Genomic DNA, 24556 nt, shown 5'->3' with positions numbered 1-24556 from the left:
TTGGTCGTTGGTCGTTCGTCCTTCGTCGTTCGTCCTTAGCAACCCAGCTTCTCGACGACCGGGCAACACATCCACTCCAGCGTGCGAATAGCGAAGGACGAGCGACGAACGACGAGCCCCCATCGACCAACGACGATTTCACGGTTAGAATGGCTGATCATGATTCCGCAGGATCTGCTCGACATTCTGGTTTGTCCCGCTTGCAAGAAAGCGCTCGCCCTGCGAGAGAACCCGCCCAGCCTGAAATGCAGCGAATGCCGTCGCGTGTATCCCATCCAGGATGGGATTCCGATTTTGCTGATGGATGCCGCTACCGTAGACGCGGCCTGATCCGATCGCCAAGTCCAGTCGTGGGCCCCCGCAGAATGACACAGAGTGTCAGTTTGAACATTGTTGGCAACCTGGCTGGCGAGTGCTGATTCCACCCATTTCTTCCCCTAAATCACTGTATCCAGCACGTTTGGAGGGAACGTTACTACCCGGAAAACCGTATCCATCGAGGTGGGGAATCTCCGGCAGTTTAATTGCATGCAACAAAGTAGGTTGCCGATGAGTCTAATAGATCACAGCAGTAGGGGGTCGGAGGTGATGACGGCCATGAGAGAAAGATTTTCTTCGATAGAACTGGCGGCTCTGCGCAACGATTTGTTGCAGGGCGGCATGATTGATTCCCGGGATGCTGCTGAATTGTTGCAAGTGTTTCTGATGGGCCGCGGTTATGGAGTGTCGCCACAAGCGGCTCTGGACGCCGCCGGCCGGGTCGAAATCTCCGGGTGCTCTCTGCCCGTACTGCAACGCGAACTGGAAAGCCTCGCCCTGGTGATGTGAGGTTTTTCACGAACTTAGTAATTCGAATTTAGGTCGACAAGGTTGATGGGAATACTGATCCAGCGATGGACGCTTCCCATATGAAACGCCGGGCGAACCAGCCCGGCTTTCCTTTTTTGGGCGCAACCTGGCTGCCCAACCGGCGCTGGCCCTCTCTGGCTGCTGTGCTACATTGCTTGCGGGATCCCGATCCCCAAACTTTCCAGAGAGGCCAATCTCCCATGAAAAAGAAACTCGTTGCCATTCTTAGTGCTGCCGCCCTCATCGGCGCGATCAGCATGCCGGCCGCTGCGCAGCAACCAGCCACCCCGAAACTGAAGCGGGTACAAATGAAGAAAGAAAAGGAAGAGCATCCCGCGATCGCGATGGCAATGACGCACCTGAAAGAAGCCAAGAAGAGTCTCGAGAATGCCGCCCATGATTTCGGAGGCCATCGTGTCGCCGCCCTCAAGCACGTCAACGAAGCCCTCGAAGAATGCCGCCTGGCCCTCGAGGCCGACAAAAAGTAGATTCTGATCCAATAGCGCCCGCGGTCGCGGGGGCAGCTTGCCCCCGCGTCTTCACCACTGCTAAAGCCAGTTCATTTCCCGTTACTTTGGTTGCCGCACCTTTCACCTCTACCTTGTCCGGGTGTTCCCACTGACAATGAATGCAAAGTGGAGCGCACCAGCAAACTCGGCACCGTATTTCTCTGCCTGTTCGCGCTGCCCTTTGCCGCCTTCGGACTCTTCGCCCTCTTCACCGGGATGCGTCAGACGCTCGATGGCAGCGGCAGCTCGCACAGCTGGCTTTTTCTGCCCTTTGGTTTGGTGTTCTGCGGTATTGGATTCGGGTTGATCTACGCCGTGATCTTTGGCGGAAGGCTGCTCAAGAAGCAGCAGCGCGCACAAGCCGAGCATCCGTCCGAGCCGTGGCTGTGGCGCGAGGACTGGGTTCAAGGACGAATCCAGGGCAGCATGCGTTCCGGCATGATCGGCGCATGGATTTTTGCTGGCCTGTGGAACACGATTTCCTTGCCGATGCTGATCTTCATTCCCCAGCAAGCGGCTCGGAAACCGATCGCGTATGTTGGACTTCTCTTTCCATTGATCGGCGTGCTGTTACTAGTACGGGCGATTCGCTGGACGATCGCCTACCGCACTTTTGGCCGAACCTATTTTGAAATCACTCCTGTGCCTGGCGTCATCGGCGGCGAGTTGAAGGGCATGATCCAGGCGAGGATTCCGCAAGCGCCCGACCATGGCATACAACTGCGGCTCTCGTGCATCAACCGTGTGACCAGCGGGTCGGGCGACAACCGATCGACATGGGAACACATTCGCTGGCGCGCGGAAGCGAGCGTGGCGCCCGGCCAGATGTACCCCGGACCAACCGGTACATCCATCCCCGTGAATTTTCGGATTCCCTGGAATGCTCAGCCCACTGAAACCCGCAGCCCCGGCGATGTCATCGTCTGGCAACTCGAGGCCCGGGCCGATGTTCCGGGTGTCGACTACCGCGACGTTTTCGAAGTGCCAGTCTTCCGCACCGCGCAGACGCCTACGGCCCCCGATCCCGACAACAGCATTGATGCAACTCCGCAGACCAGTCGACCCAGCGCTCTCACGGTGGTGATCACGGAGACCGCGGAGGGCATCGAGTTCTATTTCCCCGCAGGACGCAACAAGGGGTTCGCAAGCGGGACATCGGTTTTCCTGCTGATTTTCGGCGCGGCCACTTACTTCCTTGCGGGTTCGCGCGCCCCCGTTTTCTTTCCGATCGTTTTTGGATTCTTCACTTTCCTTCTCCTCTATATTTGCGCGCAGATGTGGCTGGGCACAACCCGTGTCGGAATCGGCAAAGGGGAGTTGCTCTTGCAGGCAGGCTTTCTCGGAGTCGGCAGGCTTCGCCGATTCGCGTTTGCGGAAATCGCTTCCATCAGCAGCGCAATCAGGAGCCAGCAGGGCGGTTCGACGGGCACACCCTACTACGACATCGAACTCACCCTGAGCAACGGGAAGAAAATAACTCTCGGACGAACCATCCCCAACCATCAGGAAGTAGCCTGGCTCGTCGAAAAAATGAAGCGGCTGATCGGACTGGGATCCAAAGCGATGGTGGCCGGCAAGTAGCACAGTCGCCGACGCTCCATCGCCCTGATGGGTGGAGCTATAAGGCAGCCGCACTCACGTGCATGCTGTCCATGTACTTTGCGCCGTTGAGAGTGAGCAGGTTCAGAAACTCAGTCATGTACGCAACCTCAGGCCGGTTGCGCAAAGTCACCGCATACCAGCATCGGTGAAAGCCAAGGTCACCGAGCGTCCGGCCGACAATCTTCTTGCTTTCCAGATGCGGCGCCACTGACCATTCCGCCAAGAATGCGACCCCGGCGCCGGCCGCAACCATCTCCACAATCGCTTCCGTAAGTGGAATCTCCATGATGCGGCCGGGAGTGACGCCGGCCGGTTGCAGCACTTTCAAAAGCAAAGTGCTCTCGTCCCGCGGCGGATAGCAGAGCAGCGTCTCTCCTTCAAGATCCTGGGGCTGTATGCGCCGTCGCGCCGCCAGCCGGTGTTTCGGCGACATCACGACCAGCAATTCATCGTCGCACAGCGGCGCTACCTGCAGATTCTTGTGCTCGGGCGGACAATACATCACCGCAACATCCAGATTGCCCGCCAGCAACTCTTCCGCCGGACGATTCGTCGCTGCCATGTCGATGGAAATTTCTACGTTGGGATACAGGGCATGAAAGCTCGACAGTACCGGCGGTAGCCAGTGATAGCAGGTGTAGCACTCGGTGCTCAGCCGGATTACACCATGACTCTCTCCGTTGAGCGCGAGCACCTGCGACTCCGCGTCTTTGAGGTCTTTCAGGATGCGGTGTGCGGCTTCCACCAGCATGGTTCCCGCTGCGGTCAGAGCCATGCGCTTACCGAGGCGCAGAAAAAGTGCGGTCCCAAGCCGCTCTTCCGCATCCCGCAACTGGTGACTGAGCGCGGACTGTGTCAGGTGCAATCTCTTGCCTGCGGCTGTGACGCTGCCTTCTTCCGCGACGGCAGCCAGCAGCTTCAAATGCCGGATTTCCAGATTCACATCCACCTATGACCAACCTTCATCGGCGCGATGAAAACAAACCACGGTTCGCCACGCCCCTGGACGTCGTCCAATTTCTAACTTGCCCCAAGCTATTTGACGGCAAGAAACGGAGTGCGATGCGAAAACTTTCGCGTCACTCTGCCAACTGCAAGTTACCCAGCAGGACCGACTTAGGAGGCTCTATGAAGCAGGCAATGAAGCGGACATTGACATCACTTTTGCTGTTTGTTGTGTACTCAGCCGGAAACGTGCTCGCGCAATCAACAGCCGTGATCAAAGTAAACATCCCATTTGAATTCAGCCTGGGAGACCGAACCTTCCAGCCGGGCGACTACTCTCTAACCCAGCCGATGCAGCATTTCCTGGTCTTGCGGGACGCGCGCGGGCAAACTGTCGCGTCCACATTCACCAATGAGATTGAGTCGTCTTCAGCCCCAGCCACCAGCAAGCTGAGGTTCTATTCGGTTGGTGGACGGCACGAACTCATTGAGGTCTGGCAACAAAATGCCTCCGAGGGCCATCACATTTATCCAGCGAACGCCAATCATCGTCTTTTCGTTGCCCGCCATCGCTCGTCGGAATCGCGTGAGGCTGCCGAAGGAACGAAACCGTAACCGTAACTTCATCCGTAAAGGGGGAATTTATGAGCACCGCTACCAACGTCCCGCAGCCCATGCCTCTGCGCCACGAACATGTTCAGGAGGTAATCGCCGCGGCGGAAATAGAACTTCGCCAGTTGCTGCTCCAGCGTGCCGACATCATGAAACGGATCGGCACGGTTCGACAGACGATGGTGTGTCTGGCAAAAGTGTTTGGCGAAGACGCACTCACGGCTGAAGTAACCCGGCTACTCGGACGCGCCAGTTCCCGCAAGCAAACTGGATTCACGCGTGCCTGTCGCGTCGTCCTGATGGAGTCAAGCGTGCCACTGGAAGCACGCCAAGGCCACCGCGAACTGCTACGGCGTTTCCCCGAACTGGTCGAGCACCACAAGGATCCGATCGCATCGGTGACTACCGTATTCAACCGCCTGGTCGGCTACGCCGAGGTGCGGACTTTTCCCAATGGAAAAGGACGGCGCGTTTGGGAGTGGATTGCCGAAGCGGGCAACGCTGCGAATGCGGATCTGCTGCCTTCGATCGCACCGAGACTTGCACCGCAGGCGTCTTCGACAACAAAGCAGTAGCTTGCTGGTCTATACAAGCTACATGGCACTACTCAAGTCAGAAAGGGACGGCTTCCCCCGCCGTCCCTTCTTTGTCATAAGTCGCTAACTTTCCTTCCGGACTTGCCCATGCGCCTACTTTGGGAGCACAATCTCGGAACGCTTCAGATTGCTTTCTCCCGGGGCTGAATGGCACACCGATTCTTATTTTGCGCGGCTGCGCTGTTAGCGTTGGGCGCTGCCTCCTGTGAGTTGCCACCAACCAACGCTCCCGCTTCCACTCCAGCGAAGCGAACAGAAGCCCGCGCCGAGTTCTGGCAGGGCTCTCCTCGCGACTTGAGCCAGGACGAAACCGCCGGCGGCCATGTGCTTCGCAAACATGTAGGGCGCACCGACGAGCAACTCCGCGAGCGCCTGCAACACGAACGCAATATTTCAGGAGCGTCTACTTACACCGACCGGCCCACCGCCGAACATGCGATCGGCGCAGCCCTTGCCGTCTCCCAGGACCGCATTCAGCGCTGGCTCGATCGTTCGGGCGGACGTCCGAACCTGGTTCTCGACTATGACAGCCAGCAGCCCATTGGACGGACCATTAACCGCGGAGAGAGCGAGTCTCGCTCCTGCTCGCATGCCGTCGTCGTCTTGAAATATGCTGCACCCAGCTTTTACGTCCTGACGTCCTACCCGGAGTGTCGCTCATGAATCCCGACTCCAACCCAAAACCAGAAATTACTGCCGCCAACTTTCCTGCGCTCCGCTCTTTCCTGCGCGGATACTTCCACGAAGACGTTGCCGATGAATACGGTACTCCGGTCGATGCCGCCGATCAGTTCTGCGAAGATGCGGACACCGGTGAACGCACCGCCGTCGCCCAGGAATGGACGCAATTGATGAGCTTGCTCCACGGACATCCCCTCCCCGACATTAACCAGGCACTCACCAAGAAGCTCGGCGGGTCTGTCCGGCTGAGCGAGGAGCAAGTGCAGCAGGTATCGCAAATCTTTTCCCGTTGCCTCGCCGTCAAACCTCACCGCAAAGTCGCCAACGACTGACCTGAGGAGCTTAGAAAGGTTTGCCGGTAGCGAGTTCTCACCGCTGACTGTTCGCCAAACTGCCCGTTGACAGCCCAATTCCACCCCAGTACTATCTCGCATAGTATTGGCAGAGCGGCCCCCCGCTAGTTTTCAGCCTGCCCGGCAACGATCCCAGACCCTAACCGTCCGAGGTTTTTCGTAATGCGTGCAAATTGCAATCAGTCCGCCCACAAATGTTCGTGGTTCGCCATCGTGTTAGCTTCTCTCGCACTGGCGTCGATGGCTTCCGCCCAAGTCAGCCTCACCCAACTTAGCGAAGATACGTTCACGAACAACACCAGCCAGCACGCGACGGAAGTCGAACCGGGCGCGTTCACCTTCGGCAGCACCACCGTCGCCGCGTTCCAGGTCGCCCGCATTTTCAGCGGTGGGGGCGCCGACATCGGCTTTGCCACGACGACGGACGGCGGCGCACATTGGACCAACGGCTTTCTACCCGGGATCACAATTTTTCAGGGCAATGGACAATACCAGGCCGCCAGCGATGCCGCCGTTGCCTATGACGCCCTGCATGCTGTGTGGCTTATCTCGACGCTGCCCATCGGCAACGCGAATGCCGTCGCCGTCAGCCGCTCGACCGACGGCACCCACTGGAGCAACCCCAGTTTTGTCACCAAGACGGGCAACCCTGACAAGAACTGGATCGTCTGCGACAACACTGCCGCCAGCAAATTCTACGGACACTGCTATTCCGAATGGGATAGTACGGACGCCGGCGACTTTATCCAGATGAGCACTTCGACCGATGGTGGGCTGACCTGGAGTCCTGCGGTTGGCACGCAGGGCAACGATTTCGGAATCGGTGGCCTTCCCCTGGTAAAGCCAAATGGAAAAGTGATTGTCCCTATCTTGGGATTTGGCGGCTTTGTTATGGCGTTCACTTCGACCAATGGCGGCGCCACCTGGACCCGAGCGGTCAATGTCGGAGAATTCATCAGCCACGGTGAAGCAGGAGGACTCCGCAGCGCGGGATTACCTTCCGCAGCCATCGATGCGAAAGGCAAGGTCTATGTGGCGTGGCCGGATTGCCGGTTCCGCACGAACTGTGCCTCGAACGATATCGTGTTCAGCAAATCCGGCAGTGGCACAGTCTGGACCGCAGTCAAACGAATACCAATCGATGCGGTCACCAGCACGGTCGACCATTTCATTACCGGGATGGCAATCCAGCCGGGCACTGCGGGCGCGACCGCGCACATCGGGTTGGCCTATTACTACTATCCAGTTTCGAATTGCGGAAACAGCTGCTCGCTGTTTGCCGGTTTCATTCAATCCTCGACCGGGGGGGCAAAGTGGAGCGCTCCACAAGTCTTGGGCGGACCGATGAATCTCAGCTGGCTTCCGGATACGTTCTCCGGCCGGATGGTGGCTGATTACATTGCTGTTGGATTTGGCGGCGGCAAAGCGTTCCCGATTTTTGCCCTCGCCACGGCTCCAACCGGTTCCTTGTTTCACCAGGCGATCTACACAACCGCAGTCGGCCTCGCAGGGGATGCGCCGGAACTCGAGGAACTCAGTTCTGCTGGAGACTTCCCCGTGCCCAATGCAAAGTCCGATCACGTGATCAAACCATTCCGGGACAACGAGTCCATCCCGAGCGGAGATCAACCACAAACCAAGTAACTCTCGTCAGGAGTGCAGGCCGCCGGCGAAAGCTGGCGGCCTTTTTTATTGCGAAGCATGTTGGATGGCGGCAATTTCTTACCGACCCGAGTCGTACCCGTTAGAAGACCTTCGAGGAATCCAGCAGAATCGTAACCGGCCCTTCGTTCACTAGTTCCACCTTCATCATTTCCTGGAAACGTCCTGTTTCGCATCGCAAACCGGTAGCGCGGACCTTCTCTACAACATATTCGTACAATTCCCGCGCCAGTTGGGGAGGCGCCGCCGCATCGAACGAAGGGCGTTTCCCGCGGCGGACATCTCCGTAAAGCGTGAATTGCGAAACCACCAGCAGCGCTCCAGCGACGTCCGCAACTCCAAGATTCATTTTGCCGTCTGCATCCTCAAAGATCCGCAGACCAATGATTTTCTCAGCCAGGTAGTCAGCTTCGACGCGCGTGTCTTCTTTGCCGACGCCGAGCAGCACCAGCAGTCCAAGGCCGATTTCGCCAGTCGTTTCGCCATTTACCGTGACCTTGGCGCGACTGACACGCTGGACAACGGCGCGCATTACCGGGCGGCCTGGCTGATCAGCGACTCGTGGCCGATCAGCGCTTGCCACCGGCCGTCCCGATACGTGAACACATCCGTGAAACGGACGCGGGCGACGACTTTGCCGGAAGCATCCACCAGTTCGGCAAGGCCACGCGTGAATCCCATGTTGCCTTCAATGTGCGCGCGCATTTCAGAGAGATGGTTCGTGCCGGGTTTACGATTGGGAATCTTCGCCAGGTTTTCCGCGCGTGTATGAAGCGATCCATCCACGTCCGCCTCCTCAAATTCGGTGGCGAGCATGCAGGCAACGGTATCGGCATCCTTGCGGCTGAGCGCATCGGCCCAATTGTTTTCGAGGCTGATCAAGGCGGCCTCGGTTTTCGGCTGTTGCTTCGGACAATCCGCGGCCCATACAGAAACAGTCAACAAGAGTGTAAGAACAATAGTGATTTTCACGTTCTGATCGTCACATGAATTCTTGCCGCCGACAAGACCTGCGCTTTCGCGTTGACCCATTCCGTTCTGCCTCCTACAATCCCAATTCGCTGCTGACATCGCTTTCGCATCCGGAGTTCATCGCATGAAGTTCGCCCAAAGATTCGCTATTTGTATCGCCTTGTTCGTGGCGCTCGCCACATCGACGGCGTTTAGCCAGACCTCCGCTCCTCCTCATGATGTGGTCATCAAGAATGCCGTCGTGATGACGGTGACGCACGGCAACATCAAGAATGGCTCCATCTATGTGAAAGATGGCAAGATCGCCGCTGTTGGCGAGAACGTCAATGCACCGGCCGGAGTTCCGGTGATCGACGCCGGCGGCAAGTACGTGACACCCGGCATCGTGGATTCGCATTCGCACATCGCGCTCGACGACGATGTGAACGAAGCCACCAGCCCAATCACGCCGCACATGATGATGAAAGACGCCTTCGACTATCAAGACAAGGCGATCTACCGCGCACTGGCCGGCGGCGTCACGACTTCGCTACTGCTGCACGGCTCCGCGAACATGATTGGCGGACAGGCCATCGTCATCAAACACAAATACGGGCTCACACGGGATGAACTGCTCTTCCCGAACGCGCCGCGATCCATCAAGTTTGCCAGTGGAGAGAATCCCAAACGCGTCTACGGCAGCCGGGATCAACTGCCCTCCACGCGCATGGGAAATTTTGCCGTGCAACGCGAAGCGCTCGTCCAGGCGCAGGACTACATGCGCGAATGGGATGCCTACAACGAAAAAGTGAAGCGCGGCGACAAGGACGCCTCTCCTCCGAAGCACGACTTGAAACTCGAAGCACTCGCCGACGTGCTGCGCGGTAAGTTGATGGTGCAGATCCATTGTTATCGCGCCGATGAATTTCTCACCGAGATCGCGATGGCGCATGAGTTCGGCTACAAGATTCGCGCCTTCCATCACGCGCTCGAGGCCTACAAGGTACCGGAAAAACTCGCCGCCGAAAATATTGGCATCGCGACTTTCGCTGACTGGTGGGGCTACAAGCAGGAAGCCTGGGACGCAATCCCGTGGAATGCCGTCCTCTCGATGCGCAAAGGCGTGCGCGTCGCGATCAAGAGCGATTCCGAAGACTACACGCGCCGGCTGAATCAGGAAGCAGCCAAGACGATGCGCTACGGAGGCGCCACCGAAGAAGAAGCTCTGAAGATGATTACCCTCAACCCCGCGTGGATCGTGGGCGTTGATGACCACGTGGGCTCGATCGATGTCGGCAAAGATGCTGACCTCGTGATCTGGGACGGTTATCCGCTCTCCACGAATGGAGTTCCGGAAAAAGTTTTGATTGATGGCGACGTATTCTTCGACCGCTCATTGCCCGGACTCGGGATGACGCACTATCGGGAGGGACAATGAAAAGCCAGTTCTCAATTTCCAGTTCTCAGTTCTCAGTTCCCAGTTCTCAGTTCTCAGAAATGTTCCGAGAAGGGCACGACTTCAGTCGTGCCGCCGATGCCAAATTGAAACCGGCTTCAGCCGCTGAGGCTGGTGCGCTTCCGACGATCAGTGCCATCTGTGCGCTGGTTCTGGCAGCGTTCGCGTTGCTGTGCATTCCCGCGGCGGCCCAGGACAAACCCATCGCCCTCAAGGGCGGCAAGCTCCTGACCATCACTCATGGGACGATTGAGAACGGCACTGTCGTTCTGCAAGGCGGAAAGATTACCGCTGTCGGCTCTGCGGCTTCGGTGAACGTTCCGGCCGGAGCGCAGGTGATCGATGTAACCGGCATGACCGTCTATCCCGGCCTGATTGATTCAGAGACCAGTCTCGGACTCACGGAAATCTCCGCCGAAGAGATGACCAACGACCTGGTCGAAATCAGCGACGAGATCATGCCGCACATGCACACCGCCGAAGCCTTTCACGCCGAGACGACTCTCATCCCCGTGGCGCGTATGAATGGCATTACCAACGCGGTCATCGCTCCATCGAGTGGTGACACGCTTCCCGGCCAGGATTCGTTCATTCAACTGGACGGCGCGTCCGCGAACGAAATGCTGCTGATCCGCGATCTTGCCATGCCGCTTAATTTCACGGGAAATGAACGCCGTAATCGAGGTGGCTTCGATAAGCGCAAATTCCCATCCACCCGCATGGGACTCGCAGCTCAATTGCGACAGGCGTTTCTGGATGCGCAGGATTACAAATCAAAGTGGACCGATTACGATCGCAAGAAGGCCGATGCCGCACGCGACAAGAAGCCCGAGCCGTCCGCTCCGAAACGCGATCTGAAACTTGAGTCGCTGCTGCCTTACCTCGAAGGCAAGAAAACCATTGTGCTGGCAGCAGAAGGCCCTAGTGAACTGCAAACCGCGGTCCGGTTGGCCAACGAATTCAAGCTGAAGTTCGTGCTCAACCACATCAGCCACTCCCAACCTGTATTGGACTACGTCGCCAGCCTGAAAGTGCCCGTGATCGTAGGCCCGATTTACGAAGCGCCCAAAGACGATGAGCGCTACGACGCCGTGTACAGCTTGCCTGCAGAACTTCACAAGCGCGGCGTGAAAGTCATATTCGCTTCCTACTCGGCCCACAACGTTCGCAATCTGCCGGACGAAGCGGGCTATGCGGTGGCATTCGGGTTGCCGTATGACGAAGCGCTCAAGGCGATTACATTGAACGCTGCCGAGGTCTGGGGTGTGGCGGACAAACTCGGATCACTCGACGTCGGCAAGACGGCCAACGTCGTCGTTGCCAATGGCGATCCGCTGGATGTAAAGACAGCCGTCAAGCAGGTGTACATTGAAGGACGCGCAATGCCGATGACCAATCGGCAAGTCTGGCTGCGCGATCAATATTCCAAGTAGAAATCTCGAGCGAACCTCGAATGGAGGCAATATGAGCTTATCCAAAAGAGCCGTAGCAGAGTTTCTCGGAACGTTCTGGTTAGTCTTCGGTGGCTGCGGCAGCGCCGTGCTGGCAGCCGCATTTCCGCAACTCGGCATCGGATTCGCCGGTGTCGCACTCGCCTTCGGACTCACCGTCCTCACCATGGCCTACGCCATCGGGCACATTTCCGGATGCCATCTCAATCCCGCCGTGTCGGTTGGACTGGTCGCGGGCAAACGCTTTCCCGCGTCGGAATTGCTGCCCTACGTGATCGCGCAAGTTCTCGGCGGAATCGCCGGTGCGGGCGTCCTGTTCGTGATCGCCAGCGGAAAGCCAGGTTTCAGCCTGGGCGGTTTCGCTTCCAATGGCTACGGCGAGCACTCGCCGGGAGAATACTCGATGATCGCTTGCCTGGTCGCCGAAGTCGTTCTCACATTTTTCTTCTTGATGATCATCATGGGCTCCACCGACAAGCGCGCTCCGTCGGGTTTTGCCCCGATCGCGATCGGACTGGGACTCACGTTGATTCACCTGATCGGAATTCCCGTGACGAACCTCTCTGTCAATCCCGCACGCAGCACGGGGCCGGCAATCTTCGTTGGCGGATGGGCGATCTCGCAACTCTGGCTTTTCTGGCTCGCGCCGATCGTGGGCGGAGCGTTAGCGGGAGGGATCTACAACGCGGTGTTTGGAGAAAACAAGTAAGAACAACCCTCGTCTAGAGACGAGGCTTGCCTCGTCTCTTTTCGGCTTGGGAGACGCGGGCGAGCCGCGTCTCTACTTCAAAGCGTCGAATGCGAAGGTCAAATATCGACCGGTCGGTCGTCTGCCGCATGGCTACTCCATTGAATCCGTTCGATTTGCTCTTCACCGCTTTGCATACTTTCTCAATCCCTTTTAGACTATTGCATTGACTCCATTCAGTATTGTGAGCAGCAGGCGGCACTGATTCAGTGAGCCGCCGGTTTAGGTTACGCAGGCGTACAATCCCCAGACTTGGAAACGAGGAGAACAAATGGCAGCTGTTGACGAAAAAGTGAAGCAAATCATTGTGGAACAATTGGGTGTAGACGAGGGCGAAGTCACACCGAGCGCCTCGTTCGTGGACGACCTGGGAGCTGATTCGCTCGACACCGTGGAACTGGTCATGGCCTTCGAAGAAGCCTTCGACATCGAGATTCCGGACGAAGACGCCGAGAAGATCCGCACCGTCAACGATGCCATCGACTACATCGGCAAGCACGCAAAGGCAGGCAAGTAACTTGGCGCGGCGGGTCGTTATCACAGGCTTGGGATTGATCTGCTCGTTGGGTAACACCACGGCAGACGTGTGGCCCGCGATATTGGCGGGCAAGAGTGGCGTCGACCGCATCACCGGGTTCGACGCTGCCGCCTTTGCCTGTCAGATTGCGGCCGAGGTCAAGACCTTTGACCCGCTGAACTTCATCGAGAAAAAAGAAATCAAGAAGATGGGGCGCTTCATTCACTTCGCGATCGCCGCGTCCGAAGAAGCGCTCAAGATGTCGAAGCTGGAAATCACGCCGGAGAATGCCGAGCGGGTGGGCGTGCACATCGGATCGGGTATCGGCGGGTTCGATGTCATCGAACGCGAGCACACTGCGTTAATGCAGGGTGGCCCGCGCAAGATCTCTCCATTTTTTATTCCCGCATCCATCATCAACCTCGCCGCTGGACACGTCTCCATGCGCTCCGGCGCGAAGGGGCCGAACGAAGCGACGGCCACGGCCTGCACGACCAGCGCGCACTCAGTCGGCGACTCGTTCCGCATCATTCAACACAATGACGCGGACGTAATGATTGCCGGTGGCGCTGAGGCCGCGATTACTCCCATGGGGGTCGGCGGATTCGCTGCCATGCGCGCACTCTCAACGCGCAACGACGATCCCACACGCGCCAGCCGTCCCTGGGACAAGGATCGCGATGGCTTTGTCATCGGAGAAGGCGCGGGCATTCTGATTCTCGAAGAACTGGAACATGCGCGGCGGCGCGGCGCTCCCATCCTGGCCGAGATTGTCGGCTACGGCATGAGTTCTGACGCGTTCCACATGACGCAGCCCGCTCCAGAACACGAAGGCGGTTTTCGCGTGATGCGCAACGCCCTGCGCGACGCCGGGCTGGAATCCACGGTCGTCGGCTATGTGAATGCCCACGGCACCTCGACTCCCATCGGCGATACGCTCGAGGCACACGCCATCCGCAATCTTTTTGGCAAGAGTGTGCCTGTCAGTTCGACGAAATCCATGACCGGGCACTTGCTGGGCGGGGCGGGCGGTTTAGAGGCGGGCGTGACCGTGCTCGCGCTGCGCGATCAGATTCTTCCCCCGACCGTCAACCTCGACAATCAGGATCCCGATACTGAAGGAATGGATTTCGTTCCCCACCACGCACGCAAGGCTCAGTTCGAATACGCCATGTCCAATTCCTTTGGCTTCGGTGGAACCAACGGAGCTCTGCTATTCAAGCGCTGGACCGAGTAGCACAGAGCATCCCCCTAAATTAGGTCTGGCGTTGAAGCACGGCGAAGACGGTCGTTTACCGCTTCCCAAGCGCTGGATGCGGGCGGCGAGTCAACGGCGATCCACTCGTGTTCACCGGCGTCGGCTTGATGGAGTCGCTCGTAGAGCACAGTCGCATATTCGGGGGCATGCAACGGCATCTGCATAATCTCGATGTCTTTGCGCGACGGTGGATGCTCATGCCGCAGGTAAATTCCGCTCCCCTGCTCAGGCACTTTTCCATCTCTTACTAAAAACAAGCGAGTCCGCGGACTGTAGTGGCGCGCGTGCATTCCGGGCGACGGATGTGCGCCGATGACGACTTCAGGCCCCGTCATCACCGGGCCAATGACTGCTTCAATTTCTGAGCGGGATATCCCACCCGGACGCAGTAACACAGGCTGCGAGCCAACGAGCGACAGCACGGTTGATTCGATTCCGACCTCGCAGGGGCCGCCGTCCAGGATGAGATCGACATCGTCACCCAGGCTCTGGCGCACATGGTCCGCAGTGGTCGGAGAAAGTTCTGTAAAACGATTCGCGCTCGGCGCGGCTAACGGTAGTCCGGCAGCGCGAAGCAACGCTTGCGCGATAGGATGTGCGGGCATGCGCAGGCCGACGGTGGAAAGTCCGGCGGTGACAATCGCCGGAATCGCAGACTTCTTCTCGAGGACGAGCGTCAACGGGCCGGGCCAGAACTTGCGCGCCAGGCGGTCGGCGATTTCGGGCCAACCTGCAACCAGAGACTGCGCCATCTCGATCGAGGCTACGTGGACGATGAGAGGACTGGTCGCGGGGCGGCCTTTGGCCGCGTAAATGCGTGCGACAGCGTCTGGATCGAGGGCGTTTGCACCTAAGCCATAGACGGTTTCCGTGGGAAAGACGACAAGACGGCCAGCACGCAAGAGCGCAGCAGCGCGTTCGATGTCTGGGTGGACGGTCATCCTCGCTGGCGTCTCAAGCTCAAAATTTTAAACCGCAGCGGACGCAAAGAGAAGCCGCAATGGGCGCGGAGAAAAGCTGGTTCGGATCGGGCAGGGATTGCAGGGCGGACAGGAGTGTCCGCCCTATATCAGCGGTCGTTATTTCTTCTTGTCATCTTTCTTGTCGTCCTCTTCCACCCGAAGGTTGTTCGCGACGGAGAACACGCCGGAAACGCCATTCGCCTGGACACCGGCAATCTGCTTTTCCATCTGCCGGGCAACCACGCCTTCGAGAGCGACGTGTCCTTTGTTCACGATGATGTGGATCGGCGGTACCGCACGCAGTTGATATTGACTGAGAACCGAGTTTCCAAAGATCGCGCGGTAAACGGCGCGGCGGATACGGTCATCGCCGATTGAAGTCGGCAGGACTTCGATGTTGTTGACGACTTTCTCCACACCTTCAATGCGCTTCACGGCATTTTCCGCATCCGACTTGAGCGTCGGACGAGCGGCTTGGCCGAGCAGCGTCACCGTGCCGTCGGGATCGACTTTGTAAGACAGATTGTCGAACACGCCGTAGTACGGCAGCATGACGAGTTCGTGTCGCACCTCTTTCGTGATGCGATCAATACCTTTTTGGCTGAGAGCATCTCGATTTTCCTGTGCCGGCACGGCGGTAGAAAGAGCGGAGGCAATAACGGCAAGCAATAAGAACTTCTTCATAGTGGACCTCGCACAACCTGGATTTTGTAGCGGGAGCCCGAATGTTTCCCAAGCGTAAAGATGAAATTAAGGCTCGAACGGTTGCTTAAACTACGGTTGGCTACCAGATAATGTGCCGGGAAGGACGAAAGGTCAAGTTCCTAGCCACGGTGACTGGGCTCCCCGAGGAAAGCGATTTCCATGGGCCGCTTCCTCAGAGAACCGAAAGAAAGCAGGTCCTTCCCCCTCGAATTCGCTCGGGGTCAGGATGACAATTCACTGATGATGACTCTTTTCGTCATGACACAGGCTTATGCTGCTTTGGTCTTGCGGCGCTCGCGGAAGCCTTCAATCAGCAAATAGAGCACGGGAATGAAGAACAGGTTCAGGATCGTGCTCATGATCATGCCGCCGAAAACGGTGGTGCCGACGGAGTGGCGCCCATTTTCGCCGGCGCCGCTGGCGGTGACCAGAGGTACGACGCCGAGAATGAATGCAAAGGACGTCATGAGAATCGGGCGCAGTCGAATTTTTGCGGCTTCAACAGCGGAGTCCAGAATCGTCATACCGCGCTTGCGCAATTGCTCGGCAAATTCCACGATCAAGATGGCGTTTTTCGAAGACAGTCCGACGAGCATGACGAGTCCGACCTGGCAGTACACGTCATTTTCCTGGCCGCGTAGCCATTGCGCAGAAAGGGCGCCCAGCAACGCCATCGGCACCGCCAGCAAGATGATGAATGGAAGCACGAAGCTTTCGTATTGCGCGGAAAGCGTGAGATACACGACCACGACACCAAGGCCGAACAGGATCAGCGTCGTGCTTCCCGATTGCAGTTCTTCCAACGAGATTCCGGACCATTCGTAGTTGAAGCCCTGGGGCATGACCTTGGCCGCGTTCTGCTGCATGGCGTCGATGGCCTGGCCGGAACTGAAGCCGGGGGCGGCAACGCCCGTAATTTCCGTTGCCCGGAAAAGGTTGTAGTGGCTGATGACCTGGGGCGCCGCGGTCGAGGTCACAGCCAACAGGTTCTCCAGCGGAATCATCGAGCCGCCGTCCGACCGGACATAGTACTGGTTGATGTCTTGCGGACGGGCGCGGAACTGCTTGTCGGCTTGTACGTACACGCGGTAGGAGCGGTTATTGAAATCGAAGTCGTTGATATACGCCGATCCCATATAGACGCTTAGCGTTTCCGTGATCTGGTTGAGGGGAACGTGCAGGCTCTTTGCTTTTTCGCGATCGATAGTCACGACGAACTGCGGGTCGCCGGCCGTGTAGGTAGAAAAGAGACTGACGAGATCTTTCTCTTTGCGCGCTCCGCCCTCGCGGATCAGGTCGTGCGTCACTTTATCCAGTTCCTGCAAGGTGTGGCTGCCTTGATCCTGCAATTCGAACTGGAAGCCACCGAATGCCCCCAGCCCCTGCACGGCGGGCGGTTCGACGGCGATCACTAAAGCTCCGGAAATACCGAACATCGGACCGCGAATCTTATTCAGCACCGCAGAGGCAGTGTGTTCTTTCCCCTCGCGTTTACTGTAGGGCGTGAGTGGCAGGAAGACGAGGCCACGGTTTGCGGCGGCACCGCCAAAACTGAAGCCCGCAATTGCGAAGGTGCCCTGAATCTCAGGAACTTTCTTGGTGATCGCTGAAATCTGCTCGCCAATTTTTCTCGTGTATTCCAGCGAAGCGCCCGCTGGGGATTGCACGATGACGATCAGATATCCCTGATCTTCGTTGGGGACAAAACCTCTGGGGACCTGTTGAAAGACAAAGTAAGCGAGTCCGAGGCCGCCGGCGAATAAGAGGAGGGCGACCGGTTCATAGCGCAGGAAGGTGCGCAGCGCATGTACGTATCCGCTGGTGATGGCTTCGATGACGCGATCGACGAAGCGGAAGACGATGTTCTTTTGGCCGTGCTTGCGGCCCAGTAGGAGCGCGGAGAGCGCGGGCGTCAGGGTAAGAGCGTTAAACGCCGAGATGGCGATCGAGAACGCGATGGTGAGCGCGAACTGGCGGAACAATATTCCAGTGGTGCCAGGAAAAAACGCTACCGGAATAAACACAGCGACCAGCACCAGTGAGGTCGCAATGACTGCGCCTGTTACTTCGTGCATGGCGTCCGAAGACGCCTTGGTTGGATCGGACTCGCCTTCCTGCAGGTGGCGTTCGATATTTTCGATGACGACGATGGCATCGTCGACGACCAGTCCAGTTGCGAGCGTGATGCCGAATAGAGTGAGCGTGTTAATGGAAAAGCCGAGCAGCTTGATAAACGCAAACGTGCCAATCAGCGAGACCGGAATCGTGACGGCGGGGATGATGGTCGAGCGCCAGTCTTGCAGGAAAATAAAAATAACGAGAATGACGAGAAAGATGGATCCGCCGAGTGTATACACGACGTCACGAATCGATTCGCTGACGGCGTCCGTGGTGTCGAATGCCACTTCCGCTTTCATGCCGGGCGGGAATCGCTTGGAGAGACGATCGAGTTCTGCCAGGCACTTCTTTCGAACGTCGAGCGCGTTGGCGGTGGAAAGCTGGGTAATGCCGATGCCGACCGCGTCCTGGCCGTTGTAGAGCAGGTCGGAACCGTAGTCTTCTGCGCCGAGTTCGGCGCGGCCGACGTCCTTCAGGCGAACCAGCGTGCCATCGTTATTACTCTTGAGGATGATGTTGTCGAACTGCGCCGCTTCCGAAAGGCGGCCGACGGCGCGAACGCTGATCTGGTATTGCTGGCCGGGCATAGCGGGTTGCGATCCGACCTGCCCGGCGGCGACTTCCACGTTCTGCTCGCTCAGTGCCGATACGACATCGGGCGCGGTGAGGCTGCGGCTGGCCATCCGCACAGGATCGAGCCATAAGCGCATGGAATACTTGCGCTCTCCGAAGATGAGCACGTCGGCTACGCCGGGCACGCGCTTGAGACTGTCGCGCACGTATACGTCGAGGTAGTTGCTCATGAAGAGCGGCGTATAGCGCTGGTCGGGCGAGAAGACGGCGGCGCCGAACACGAAATTCTGCGAACTCTTCTGTACTGTGATGCCAACCTGCTTGACCGCATTGGGGAGGCGTCCCTGAGCCGTGTTGACGCGGTTCTGAATGTCGACCGAGGCAAGGTCAGGATTGCGCGTCAAATCAAAGGTCGCGGTGATCTGACTCACCCCGTCGTTGGTCGACGAGGATGTAATGTACTTCATGCCCTCCGCACCGTTGATCTGCTGCTCGAGCGGTGTAGTGACAGCCGACTCCACCGTCTGGGCGCTCGCGCCCACATACACGCTGGTTACGCTGACTTGCGGCGGCGCGAGTTGAGGGAATTGGGAGATAGGGAGAGTGGGGATGACGGAAGCGCCCGCGAGAATGATGAGCAAGGCGCACACGGTCGAAAAAACGGGACGATGAATAAAAAAATCAACCATAAGAGGGCAGTCAGTAAGGCTGGTTTCCAGTTTCCAGTTGCTGGTTACAAGTCCTAATTCGTTTCCTGGTGGCCGGTTCCTGGTGACGTCCCAATCGCGAGCGGACAACTGGGAACTAGAAACCAACAACTAGAAACTAGCTACTCGATTCCTGTGGAATGACTGGGATGCCGTCGATCAGAAACTGCGTCCCTGTGACGACGACTTTGTCGCCGGTCTTGATTCCGTCGAGCACGACATAGTCGTTGCCTACGATTTGTCCGACCTGCAGGGTCTTTTGACGGACTACGTATCCGCCTTTGGAGTCGGCCTCAGCGACGAAGGCGAAATACAGCCCTCCGATACGAGACACCGCTATGATTGGCACCACCGAACGCTGGGTGGTGCTCCAGACTACGCGAGCACGGATAAACTGCGCGTTGCGCAAAGAGTCGTTGTTGTTCGGAACCTGCGCTTTCACCAGGACGGTCTGGGTCGCGTTATCCACCTGCGGCGAGACAAAGGTGATCCGGCTGGCGGCGAGTACCTTGCCGCTGGCGTCCACGAGCTGCACGGGCAGATTCATCTTGAGCTGCGCGCTTTTCTCGACCGGAACATAGACATAGGCTTCGAGCGTGCCGGGACGGTCGACGGTCGTAAGCATCGTCGAAGTTTGAACCCGGTCACCGACTCGGACCGGGACGTCTCCAACGATTCCAGCCCGCGAGGCTACGACCTGGTAATAGTGGAGCTGCACCTGCTGCTCACGCACTTGCGCCGACAGGCTCTGCAACTGGGCTTGGGCTGCATCGACGTTCGCTTTGGCCTGGTCAAGCTCCTGCTTGCTGACGACGCCGGCATTGGCCAGGCCGCTGATCCGCTCGTAGTTTTGCTGCGCCCATTTGACCTGGGCTTCCTGGGCGGTGTGGGCGTCTTCCTGACTCTTGACGGTTGCCTGTTGCTTGGCAGGATCGATCTGCATCAAGGGCGCTCCGGCCGCGACGCTCTGTCCGGAATGGACGAAGATCTGGGTGATGATGCCCTCCACTTGGGGCATGATCACTGCCGTCTCCCGCGATTTCAAGGTGGCCACATAGTCCGTGGTGTCATCGACCTTGGCAGGCTGGGCCGTTTTCACCTGCACGGGCATAGCTTGCGGGCCCCCGGCCTGCGCGGGTTTGTTGCCCGAGCATCCACTGGTGGAGAACAGCAGAAATCCAAGAAAAAGGACGGGTGCAAAAAATTCAAAGGATCGAACTGAAATTCCGCGCATGTAATCCATCTTTCTAAAACGAGCCAACTGGCCCAGGCTGACCGCTCGATCGGCCTCGAAACACTTATTGTAGAGCCAATAGATTCGAAATAGATGCCTAAAGCTCCTAAGAATTTGCAGGTCTGCTAGGCTGTTTTGGTCATGAAACCGAGCCGCAGTTTTGCCAGCGACAACAATGCCATGGTGCACGCCGAGGTGATCGAGGCCATTGGGCGCGCGAACCAGGGACACGTCGTCGGATATGGCGACGACCCCTATACGGAATCCGCCGTTCGCAAATTTCGCGAGCAGTTCGGCGAGGATGTCGAGGTGTTCTTCGTCTTCAACGGAACAGCTGCCAATGTTTTGAGCCTGGACGCGTTGACGCGCCCGTATCACGCGGTGTTGTGCTCCGAGATGTCCCACATTTACACCGATGAATGTGGCGCTCCGGAGAAGCTCACGGGATGCAAGCTGATTCCGCTGGCTGCGGCTATGGGCAAATTGACCGTGGAAACCGTGGAGCACGCGTACCACGGGATCGGGGATCAGCACCATGTGCAACCCAAGGTGATCTCGATCACGCAGTCGACTGAAATGGGGACGGTGTATCAGCGCGCAGAGGTGGAAGCCCTGGCGAGGTTTGCCCACGAGCGCGACATGTTCCTGCATATGGACGGAGCAAGAATTTCGAACGCCGTCGTTGCGCAAGGCCTGACCCTGCGGCAGGCAACACGAGATCTCGGAGTCGACGTGCTCTCGTTCGGGGGGACGAAAAACGGGTTGATGGGAGTAGAAGCCGTCGTTTTCTTTCGGCCAGCACTGGCGCGGGAGTTTCTGTTCATGCGCAAGCAGGGGATGCAACTGGCGTCGAAGATGCGTTTTCTGGCCGTCCAAATGGAAGCATTGCTCACCAACGATCTGTGGCGTCGCAACGCCGAGCATTCCAACCGCATGGCCAAGCTGCTCGAGAGCGAGGTGAAGAAGATTCCCCAGGTCAAGGTCGTGTATCCAGTGGATGCGAACGGAGTATTCGTCCAGATACCGCGTCCCGCGATCAAGAAAATCCAGGAACGATATTTTTTCTATCCGTGGATCGAAGAGGAATCGGTTGTACGTTGGATGTGCTCGTTGGATACGACCGAAGACGACATCAAGCAGTTCGTAACGTTCGTGGCCGAGGTCGTCGGCGGAGTCTGAGCAACCCATGGAACGCGAGCGATTCGTAACGCTGGTCGAAGGAGTTCTGGACGCTCTGCCCAGGCAGTTCCAGGAGCGCATTCACAATCTCGCCGTGCTGGTCGAAGACCGCCCTCCTCGGGAAGTCGCACGCAGCCGGGACGGACTCGTTCTGGGTATCTATCAAGGCCGGCCAGCGACTGAAAAAAGTGTTTTTGACCTTTCCCAAGGCCCTGACCGCATCGTCATTTACCAGAAAAACATCGAGGCGGTGTGCTCGACCGAGGCTGAGATTCGACACCAGGTGCGGCAAACCGTGCTGCATGAGCTTGGGCACTACTTCGGATTGGACGAAGACGCTTTAAAAGACGTGTAGGCAGGGCGCAGGTGAAAGGTCGGATTGCGGGTGCGCTTCGAGCCGCAAGGTTCGAAAAACCGTTCTCGACAACCTGCCTTTCCCCCTTCAATTTTTCCCTTCAATCCCTGGTTACCGTAGTAACCGTGCGGACTCTGCCATACGCAACGATAATGAAGTCCCCCCCCGATTTTGTGGTTCCACCATCTTCCGGTGCACAGAACTGCGTTCCTGCGCATCGGACTGAGAGTCCCGTATGTCAACAGCAGCCCGCATGTCGGACGGCGATCCCCACAAGATCGCGGAGGCGTTGTCTCTGCTCGACAAGGCCGTGCTGGAGATGATCCGGGCACAACAGCCTTTGACGCGAATACTGGAATCCCTGTGTCTAAAAATTGAAGAAAGATCGCCGGGCCTGCTTTGTTCGGTTCTGTTGCTGAACGCCGACGGAGCCACGATGAGCGAAGGAGCGTCGCCGAGCCTGCCACGAAGTTATCGCGACGCACTACAAGGACTCTCCATTGGCCCCCGGGCAGGATCCTGCGGCACGGCAGCATATCGCCAGCAGCCAGTCGTAGTTACGGATATTGCGAACGATCCTTTGTGGGCCGACTACCGGCACCTGGCGTTACCTCACGGACTGCGCGCTTGCTGGTCGATGCCGATTGCCTCGCATGACGGCACGGTGCAGGGAACATTTGCCTGCTATTACCGGGAGCCACTCGGGCCCCAGCCTCATCATCTCTTATTGATTGACCGGGCCACGCATCTGGCGGGAATTGCAATTGAGCACTATCGCGCGAAGACGGAATTGCGGGCGGCGGAAACGCGCTACCGGACCTTGGTTGAACGCCTGCCCGCGATTACTTATGTTGCAGAAGTCGGCATCGAAGGCCGGTGGCAATTCGTGAGTCCCCAGATCGAATCGATGTTGGGATTCACCGCCGAGGAGTGGATGGCGGATCCAGGCCTCTGGATGAGCCGCATTCATCACGAAGATCGCGAAATCGCGATTGCGGCCGAGAACCGAATCAAGGAAACGCATCAACTGTACAAAGCGGAATACCGCATGTTGGCGCGCGATGGCCGGATTCTCTGGTTTCGCGACGAAGCGAATCTGCTCGACGCTGTTCCCGGTGACATGCAGTTGATGCAGGGCGTTCTCTACGACATTACGGAAAACCGGCGCATGGAAGATCGGCTCCGCCAGGCTCAGAAGATGGAAGCAGTCGGCCAACTCGCCGGAGGCGTCGCTCACGATTTCAACAATCTGCTGATGGTGATGGGCGCGCATATCGATCGCATTCGGGATCGCCTGCTTCCCGACGATCCCCTCGGCGCGGATGCAGCCGAGGTTCACAATGCGGTCCAACGAGCGGCCGCCTTAACCAGCCAGTTGCTCGCGTTCAGCCGGAAACAATTCCTGCAGCCCCGCGTCATCGATGTTCCCTCAGTGCTGACTGGAGTGGCCAGAATGCTCGCTCGCGTTCTGCCGGAAACCATCGCGCTGAAGATCGAGAGCGAAGACAATCTGGCACGAGTGAAGGTTGATCAGGGACAGCTCGAACAAGCTCTCTTGAATCTCGCCTTGAATGCACGCGACGCGATGCCCGACGGCGGCACCCTGACGATTCAAGCAGCCAGCGTCCGTTTCGACGAGCCCCAGAATTGGCGGCACTCCTTCGTGCAAGCGGGATCCTACGTTATGATCGCGGTCACCGATACCGGCACGGGCATGGATGCGGCCACCCAGGCACGTATCTTCGAGCCGTTCTTCACGACGAAAGCTCCGGGCAAGGGTACTGGACTAGGCTTGCCCATGGTGTATGGCGTGATCCAGCAGAGTGGCGGAGCGATCTCCGTTTACAGCGAGCCCGAACAAGGCACGACCTTCAAAATCTTTTTCCCGGATTGCGAAGCGGCAGTGTCGCCCGAACCGAAGCCAACCAAGACTGCTACGACCGGCACGGAAACAATCCTGCTGGTGGAGGATCAGGTTGCCATTCGCGAAGTGGCGAGCGTGTACCTGATGGGCCTCGGCTACAACGTGCTGGCCGCACCCGACGGCGAAGCGGCGCTCCGCATCGCCGAAACGCAGCAGAAACAAATCGATCTCGTCGTCACCGACATCGTCATGCCGAACATGGGTGGACAGGAATTGGGCAATCACATCATGCGGCTGTATCCGCAGGCCAAGATTCTTTATATGTCCGGCTATCCTGATTTCGCCGTTCGCAACTCCGAAGACCTCACCGAACACGCCGAAGTGCTGCAGAAACCGTTCTCACTGAAGAGTCTGGCCAGCAAAGCGCGGTCGCTGCTGGACGACTGCCCGATGACTGAGAACTAGCCGGTCGCGGCTCAACCTTCAAACTGACAAACCGCCGTCCCCGCGGGACGATTGAGGGCAGCCCGCCAGTTTACTGGCGGGTGTGGGGCAATTTCTGGCGCCCAGTGCGGGAGGCACGACTGGGTTCACGCCCGGACCGTATCCGTCAGATCAGTCGTCCCGCTGGCTCTTTGTTACGCGGACCCTACCCGGCGTTAAAACGCC

At 58.0% G+C, this 24556-nt stretch carries 25 protein-coding genes; 17 read left to right on the top strand and 8 right to left on the bottom strand.

Annotated features, from left to right (window positions below; genetic code table 11):
• Positions 1-159 precede the first annotated feature (159 nt).
• The 4 genes from HY010_13310 to HY010_13295 all read left to right on the top strand — a co-directional run bounded on the left by HY010_13310 (position 160) and on the right by HY010_13295 (position 2939).
• Positions 160-330, top strand: coding sequence for a Trm112 family protein (locus HY010_13310; GenBank protein MBI3476704.1), 171 nt, complete (start codon positions 160-162; stop codon positions 328-330).
• Between the two features lie 258 nt (positions 331-588).
• Complete coding sequence (locus HY010_13305) at positions 589-828, top strand: hypothetical protein (GenBank protein MBI3476703.1); 240 nt, start codon at positions 589-591, stop codon at positions 826-828.
• A 221-nt stretch (positions 829-1049) separates the two neighbouring features.
• Positions 1050-1337 (top strand): hypothetical protein, encoded by a 288-nt coding sequence (locus HY010_13300; protein ID MBI3476702.1) that lies wholly within the window; start codon positions 1050-1052, stop codon positions 1335-1337.
• Positions 1338-1484: 147 nt separating this feature from the next.
• Positions 1485-2939 carry a hypothetical protein gene (locus HY010_13295; protein ID MBI3476701.1) on the top strand — a complete coding sequence of 485 codons (1455 nt, stop codon included), beginning with the start codon at positions 1485-1487 and terminating at the stop codon, positions 2937-2939.
• A 37-nt stretch (positions 2940-2976) separates the two neighbouring features.
• Here the strand turns inward: HY010_13295 and HY010_13290 are convergent, their stop codons facing one another.
• Entirely contained in the window at positions 2977-3909 is a 933-nt protein-coding gene (locus HY010_13290; protein MBI3476700.1) for a LysR family transcriptional regulator, read from the bottom strand.
• 179 nt (positions 3910-4088) lie between these two features.
• Between HY010_13290 and HY010_13285 the strand changes: the two genes are divergently transcribed.
• The 5 genes from HY010_13285 (at position 4089) to HY010_13265 (ending at position 7791) form a co-directional block, all read left to right on the top strand.
• Positions 4089-4520 carry a hypothetical protein gene (locus tag HY010_13285; GenBank protein ID MBI3476699.1) on the top strand — a complete coding sequence of 144 codons (432 nt, stop codon included), beginning with the start codon at positions 4089-4091 and terminating at the stop codon, positions 4518-4520.
• Between the two features lie 29 nt (positions 4521-4549).
• Positions 4550-5092, top strand: a complete 543-nt coding sequence (locus tag HY010_13280; GenBank protein MBI3476698.1) for a hypothetical protein — start codon at positions 4550-4552, stop codon at positions 5090-5092.
• Between the two features lie 168 nt (positions 5093-5260).
• A complete protein-coding gene (locus HY010_13275) occupies positions 5261-5776 on the top strand; it encodes a hypothetical protein (GenBank protein MBI3476697.1) in 516 nt (171 codons plus the stop codon).
• Positions 5773-6126, top strand: a complete 354-nt coding sequence (locus HY010_13270; protein ID MBI3476696.1) for a hypothetical protein — start codon at positions 5773-5775, stop codon at positions 6124-6126. Before HY010_13275 ends, HY010_13270 begins: the two co-directional genes overlap by 4 nt.
• 183 nt (positions 6127-6309) lie before the next feature.
• Positions 6310-7791: an exo-alpha-sialidase gene (locus HY010_13265; protein MBI3476695.1), complete on the top strand. Its 1482-nt coding sequence runs from the start codon at positions 6310-6312 to the stop codon at positions 7789-7791.
• A 100-nt stretch (positions 7792-7891) separates the two neighbouring features.
• Here HY010_13265 and HY010_13260 read toward each other — a convergent pair whose 3' ends face one another.
• Positions 7892-8341, bottom strand: a complete 450-nt coding sequence (locus HY010_13260) for a D-tyrosyl-tRNA(Tyr) deacylase (protein ID MBI3476694.1) — start codon at positions 8339-8341, stop codon at positions 7892-7894.
• Positions 8341-8841, bottom strand: a complete 501-nt coding sequence (locus tag HY010_13255) for a nuclear transport factor 2 family protein (protein ID MBI3476693.1) — start codon at positions 8839-8841, stop codon at positions 8341-8343. The genes HY010_13260 and HY010_13255 overlap by 1 nt, the downstream gene beginning before the upstream one ends.
• A 64-nt stretch (positions 8842-8905) precedes the next feature.
• Between HY010_13255 and HY010_13250 the strand changes: the two genes are divergently transcribed.
• The 3 genes from HY010_13250 to aqpZ are packed head-to-tail and all read left to right on the top strand — an operon-like array spanning position 8906 to position 12376.
• Positions 8906-10198: an amidohydrolase family protein gene (locus tag HY010_13250; GenBank protein ID MBI3476692.1), complete on the top strand. Its 1293-nt coding sequence runs from the start codon at positions 8906-8908 to the stop codon at positions 10196-10198.
• A 59-nt stretch (positions 10199-10257) separates the two neighbouring features.
• Positions 10258-11649: an amidohydrolase family protein gene (locus HY010_13245; GenBank protein ID MBI3476691.1), complete on the top strand. Its 1392-nt coding sequence runs from the start codon at positions 10258-10260 to the stop codon at positions 11647-11649.
• 31 nt (positions 11650-11680) lie between these two features.
• Positions 11681-12376: an aquaporin Z gene (aqpZ, locus tag HY010_13240; GenBank protein MBI3476690.1), complete on the top strand. Its 696-nt coding sequence runs from the start codon at positions 11681-11683 to the stop codon at positions 12374-12376.
• Between the two features lie 13 nt (positions 12377-12389).
• On the opposite strand, the gene HY010_13235 is transcribed toward aqpZ, so the two are convergent.
• Entirely contained in the window at positions 12390-12542 is a 153-nt protein-coding gene (locus HY010_13235) for a hypothetical protein (GenBank protein ID MBI3476689.1), read from the bottom strand.
• Between the two features lie 144 nt (positions 12543-12686).
• Between HY010_13235 and acpP the strand changes: the two genes are divergently transcribed.
• Positions 12687-12932 (top strand): acyl carrier protein, encoded by a 246-nt coding sequence (gene acpP, locus HY010_13230; GenBank protein MBI3476688.1) that lies wholly within the window; start codon positions 12687-12689, stop codon positions 12930-12932.
• Complete coding sequence (fabF, locus tag HY010_13225; GenBank protein ID MBI3476687.1) at positions 12889-14169, top strand: beta-ketoacyl-ACP synthase II; 1281 nt, start codon at positions 12889-12891, stop codon at positions 14167-14169. The genes acpP and fabF overlap by 44 nt, the downstream gene beginning before the upstream one ends.
• Positions 14170-14183: 14 nt before the next feature.
• Here the strand turns inward: fabF and HY010_13220 are convergent, their stop codons facing one another.
• The 4 genes from HY010_13220 to HY010_13205 all read right to left on the bottom strand — a co-directional run bounded on the left by HY010_13220 (position 14184) and on the right by HY010_13205 (position 20489).
• Positions 14184-15131, bottom strand: a complete 948-nt coding sequence (locus HY010_13220) for a threonylcarbamoyl-AMP synthase (protein MBI3476686.1) — start codon at positions 15129-15131, stop codon at positions 14184-14186.
• Positions 15132-15269: 138 nt separating this feature from the next.
• Positions 15270-15836, bottom strand: a complete 567-nt coding sequence (locus tag HY010_13215; protein MBI3476685.1) for a BON domain-containing protein — start codon at positions 15834-15836, stop codon at positions 15270-15272.
• Positions 15837-16126: 290 nt separating this feature from the next.
• Positions 16127-19237, bottom strand: a complete 3111-nt coding sequence (locus tag HY010_13210) for a multidrug efflux RND transporter permease subunit (GenBank protein MBI3476684.1) — start codon at positions 19235-19237, stop codon at positions 16127-16129.
• Between the two features lie 136 nt (positions 19238-19373).
• Positions 19374-20489 (bottom strand): efflux RND transporter periplasmic adaptor subunit, encoded by a 1116-nt coding sequence (locus HY010_13205; protein ID MBI3476683.1) that lies wholly within the window; start codon positions 20487-20489, stop codon positions 19374-19376.
• A 141-nt stretch (positions 20490-20630) separates the two neighbouring features.
• On the opposite strand from HY010_13205, the gene HY010_13200 reads away from it, so the two are divergent.
• The 3 genes from HY010_13200 to HY010_13190 all read left to right on the top strand — a co-directional run bounded on the left by HY010_13200 (position 20631) and on the right by HY010_13190 (position 24352).
• The gene (locus HY010_13200; protein MBI3476682.1) at positions 20631-21668 is read left to right on the top strand and encodes a low specificity L-threonine aldolase; all 1038 of its coding nucleotides are present in this window, start codon (positions 20631-20633) and stop codon (positions 21666-21668) included.
• 7 nt (positions 21669-21675) lie between these two features.
• On the top strand, positions 21676-22023 hold the full coding sequence (locus HY010_13195) for a metallopeptidase family protein (protein ID MBI3476681.1): 348 nt from the start codon (positions 21676-21678) through the stop codon (positions 22021-22023).
• A 235-nt stretch (positions 22024-22258) separates the two neighbouring features.
• On the top strand, positions 22259-24352 hold the full coding sequence (locus HY010_13190; protein ID MBI3476680.1) for a response regulator: 2094 nt from the start codon (positions 22259-22261) through the stop codon (positions 24350-24352).
• Positions 24353-24556 lie beyond the last annotated feature (204 nt).

The organism is Acidobacteriota bacterium, assembly GCA_016196065.1.
Taxonomy (GTDB): Bacteria; Acidobacteriota; Terriglobia; order Terriglobales; family Acidobacteriaceae; genus Acidiflorens.
This window is presented reverse-complemented; position numbering and strand designations above follow the sequence as displayed.